The sequence below is a fragment of the Streptomyces sp. NPDC002845 genome, assembly GCF_053591955.1.
The window spans coordinates 1-3618 of sequence record NZ_JBSFUU010000189.1; the positions used below are offsets into that span (position 1 = coordinate 1).

At 69.8% G+C, this 3618-nt stretch carries 4 protein-coding genes; 3 read left to right on the plus strand and 1 reads right to left on the minus strand.

Features of this window, described 5'->3' with window-relative positions; all coding sequences use genetic code 11:
• Both ACWD3C_RS48080 and ACWD3C_RS48085 read left to right on the plus strand, forming a co-directional pair.
• Positions 1–95 (plus strand): adenosylhomocysteinase (locus ACWD3C_RS48080; RefSeq protein WP_451155094.1); only part of this gene is annotated, 95 nt, incomplete at its 5' end.
• 227 nt (positions 96–322) lie between these two features.
• Positions 323–937 (plus strand): hypothetical protein, encoded by a 615-nt coding sequence (locus ACWD3C_RS48085; protein WP_451155089.1) that lies wholly within the window; start codon positions 323–325, stop codon positions 935–937.
• 103 nt (positions 938–1040) lie between these two features.
• On the opposite strand, the gene ACWD3C_RS48090 is transcribed toward ACWD3C_RS48085, so the two are convergent.
• Positions 1041–2063 carry an RDD family protein gene (locus ACWD3C_RS48090; RefSeq protein ID WP_451155091.1) on the minus strand — a complete coding sequence of 341 codons (1023 nt, stop codon included), beginning with the start codon at positions 2061–2063 and terminating at the stop codon, positions 1041–1043.
• A gap of 118 nt (positions 2064–2181) precedes the next feature.
• Here ACWD3C_RS48090 and ACWD3C_RS48095 point away from each other — a divergent pair, with 118 nt between their 5' ends.
• A complete protein-coding gene (locus ACWD3C_RS48095) occupies positions 2182–3189 on the plus strand; it encodes a stage II sporulation protein M (protein WP_451155092.1) in 1008 nt (335 codons plus the stop codon).
• Positions 3190–3618: the final 429 nt, after the last annotated feature.

Below are 3618 nucleotides of genomic sequence, written 5' to 3' on the forward strand. Positions count from 1 at the left end.
TCGGGGTGAAGCTCACCGAGCTCCGCCCCGAGCAGGCCGCGTACATCGGCGTCGACGTCGAGGGCCCGTACAAGCCCGACCACTACCGCTACTGATCACGTACGACGCCAGGGTGCGCAAGCCGGTCGGAGCGACCGGTACCTGTCGGTTCCGGCCCGGCACACGCGCGCCCGTGGCGCGGTACGTGCTGAGCACGTCGGTGCGCTGACGCACTCTCGCAGCAGCTCCCAGGCAGGCCCCCGCACCCCCGTGCCGGGGGCCTGCCTGTTCGGCCCATGGCCCGCCCGTCGGCCGGACCAGCCCGTCAAGACCCAGGACCCCCATGCCCCGCGGCCGATATTCGCTTCACGACCCGCACGATCACACCCTCCTTGCCGAAGAACACTTCCAGTGCGCGCCCGGCCCTTCCGGCTGGCGCTACGTCTCCCAACTGACCACCCCTTCCGGCGACCACGCCGGCTCCGTCGACCTCACCCTTGACGAACTCGGCCGCCCCATCCGCCTCGAACTCCACGCCGCGAGCTGGCAGGTCCGCGGCGCCGCCCTCGACGGCGTCACCTGGGTCCGCACCGACCCCACCGGCACCCATGCCACCGAAGGCAATGTCCGCGCTCACGCCTTCACCGGCACCTCCCCGGCGTTCCTCATCGCCACCGCCCGTCTCCTGCGCCTCACCCCCTCCGCGTCCGCGACCCGCGTACGCCTCGTCGCCTTCACCGACCCGGTCCTCGCCCCGCGCACCGTGGACCAGTCCTGGGCCTTGCTCGCAAGAGAAGCACACGCCACTGACAACGGCCCTCTGAGCGTGGAGGAATACCAGGTCACAGCCCTGGACACGGGCGAGCAGCACACCGTGCACATCTCCGGCGACGTGGTCCTCGCGGCGCCCGGCATCGAGCTGGAGCAACTGGAATCGCCCCCGTCCGTGTTCGGCTGACGGGTTCGGGTGCGACGGGCGGGGGAGCACGACAAACCGCCGCAGGGCTGGTCCAGCGGCGGTTCGGCAGGGGATGGACGTACAGGGATGGAGGTATGACGTATTAAGCGGGCGGCGCGAATCCGGTCGTGGGGCGCTCGTCCCGCTGGTCCTCCGGCGGAGCGACCCGAGGCGCGGGCGCTTGTGCTCCAGGCTGACCCGCGGCCGGTGCCTGCGCCGCAGCCTCCGAGGGCGGTGCGTACGACGGTGTCGCCGGAGCCGGTGGAACCGCCGCTCCACTCCGATCCGGAGGCGGAACCGCCTGGCCCCTTGCCGGAACTCCGGTCATGGGCGCGCCGCCCGCAGCGGCAGCCGGGTCGCCATTCGGCGCTGCGGCCCAACCCCCGAACGCCCGCCGAGCCTCCCGCGCCTGCCGCTCGTGGACCACGGCCGCCAGAAACGCGGCCGCCGGAACCCCCTGCGGCGCCGGAGCCCCCGTATGCGCCACGAGATCGGTGGCGAGACGTTCCGCCATCGCCTGGCCGACCTGCGGATCCAACTGCCGCATCCGCGTCAGGTACTGCCGGATGGCCAGCCACAGCCCGTCCGGAACCGCGGACAGGTCGAGCCCCGAGAACCGCCCGGCGAGCCAGGGCGGAGGCGGAGGCAGAAAGGCCGCATGCCCGGCCGGCACCCGTTCCCGTACGACGAGCGTCCCCGCGAACACATCACCGAGCCGCCGACCCCGCGCCGACACGAGCGAGGCGATACACGCGATCACCCCGAGCGTCATCAGAATCTCGACCACTCCGACCGCGCCCCGTACCAGTGCGTGCCGGAACCGGATCGGCCCCCCGTCGTCCCGCACCACCCGTAGTCCGAGCGCCGCCTTCCCCAGCGAGCGCCCATGACTGAGCGTCTCCACCGCGATCGGCCCGCCCACCAGCAGAAGCAGAAAGCTCGCGATCGATATCGCCGTCTGCGCCGCCTCGTCCAGGGAGGCCGTCGAGATGACCAGGACCATGCTTACGGCGATGTAGGCAACCACGGCCACGATCAGATCGAGCAGCACGGCCAGCGCCCGGCTCGGCAGCTTCGCGGGGCGCAGCTCCAGCGCCACCGCCTCGCCCGTCACTAGCTCACTCACTTCGTGTTCCTTCCCCTGACCTGCCCCGTGAACGGCCAGTCTGCCAAGCTGAGGGCACATCGCGCCGCAGTACGACAAGCTGACACGCAGTACGACAGGACGAGGAGCAGCAAACCAGATGGACCTCGACGTCTTCGTGTCCGCCCATCGCGCCGAGTGGGACCGCCTCGACGCCCTGCTCCGCCGCCAGCGGCGCCTCAACGGCACGGAGGTCGACGAACTCGTCGCGCTCTACCAACGCACAGCCACCCACCTGTCGCTGATCCAGTCCAGCGCCCCGGATCCCCAGCTCACCGGCCGCCTCAGCCAACTCGTGGCACGCGCGCGTAGCGCCGTGGCAGGAACCCGCCGCGCCTCCTGGCGCGACGTGACACGCTTCCTTGCGTACGGCTTCCCCGCCGCGGTCTACCGCTCACGCCACTGGTGGGTACCCACCGCCCTTCTCTCGACCCTCGTGGCCGCACTCCTGGGGTGGTGGATCGGCACGCACCCGGAGATCCAGGCCTCGATCGCGGCCCCCGACGAACTGCGCGAGCTCACCCGCCCCGGCGGCCAGTACGAGACGTACTACTCCAGCCACCCCGCAGCCTCATTCGCCGCCCAGGTGTGGACCAACAACGCCCAGGCGGCCGCGATGTGCCTGGTCCTGGGCATTTTCCTGGGCCTCCCGGTCCTCTGGATCCTCCTCCTGAACATGCTCAACCTGGGCGTGGGCATCGGCCTCATGTCGTCGGCCGGCCGTCTCGACGTCTTTCTGGGGCTGATCCTCCCGCACGGCCTCCTGGAACTGACCGCTGTCTTCGTAGCGGCCGGGACGGGCCTGCGCCTCGGCTGGACGCTCATCGACCCCGGCCCACGCACCCGCCGCTCGGCCCTCGCCGAGGAGGGTCGAGCCGCCCTGGGCATGGCGATGGGCCTGGCCCTGGTCCTCTTCGTCTCCGGCGTCATCGAAGGCTTCGTCACCCCGTCCGGCCTGCCCACCTGGGCTCGCATAGCCATCGGCATCGCCGCGGAGCTGGCCTTCCTCGCGTACGTCTACGTCCTCGGCAGCCGCGCCGTACGCGCCGGCGACACGGGCGACGTCGAGGAACACGAGCGCAGCGCCGCTGTCCCCACAGCGGCCTGATCGCCGTTGTGGTTACTCCTTGGTAGCCCTTGATGTGCGGGCACCCCCGTGGAGCTGTTAGTCTCCTCTTCGCCCCACCGGAGCCGTTGACACGGAGCAGGTGAGGAGGTAGATTTACACAGTTGCCTAGAACGGACGTGTACTGCTGGCAACGGTGAGTGTCTGTCTGCTTCTCGGGATGTTGATCCCGAAGAAGCCCCTTCCGATGATTCAGAAACGAGCGCCGGTCAGTCCGGCCCAAAACTTCTGATAAAGTTGGAGCCGCCGGAAAGGGAAACGCGAAAGCGGGAACCTGGAAAGCGGAATCCCATCGACAGGGAATCGGATCGGAAAACGGATCTGATAGAGTCGGAAACGCAAGACCGGAGGGAAGCGCCCGGAGGAAAGCCGCGAGAGTGAGTCTCTCGGGTGAGTACGAAGGAAGCGTTC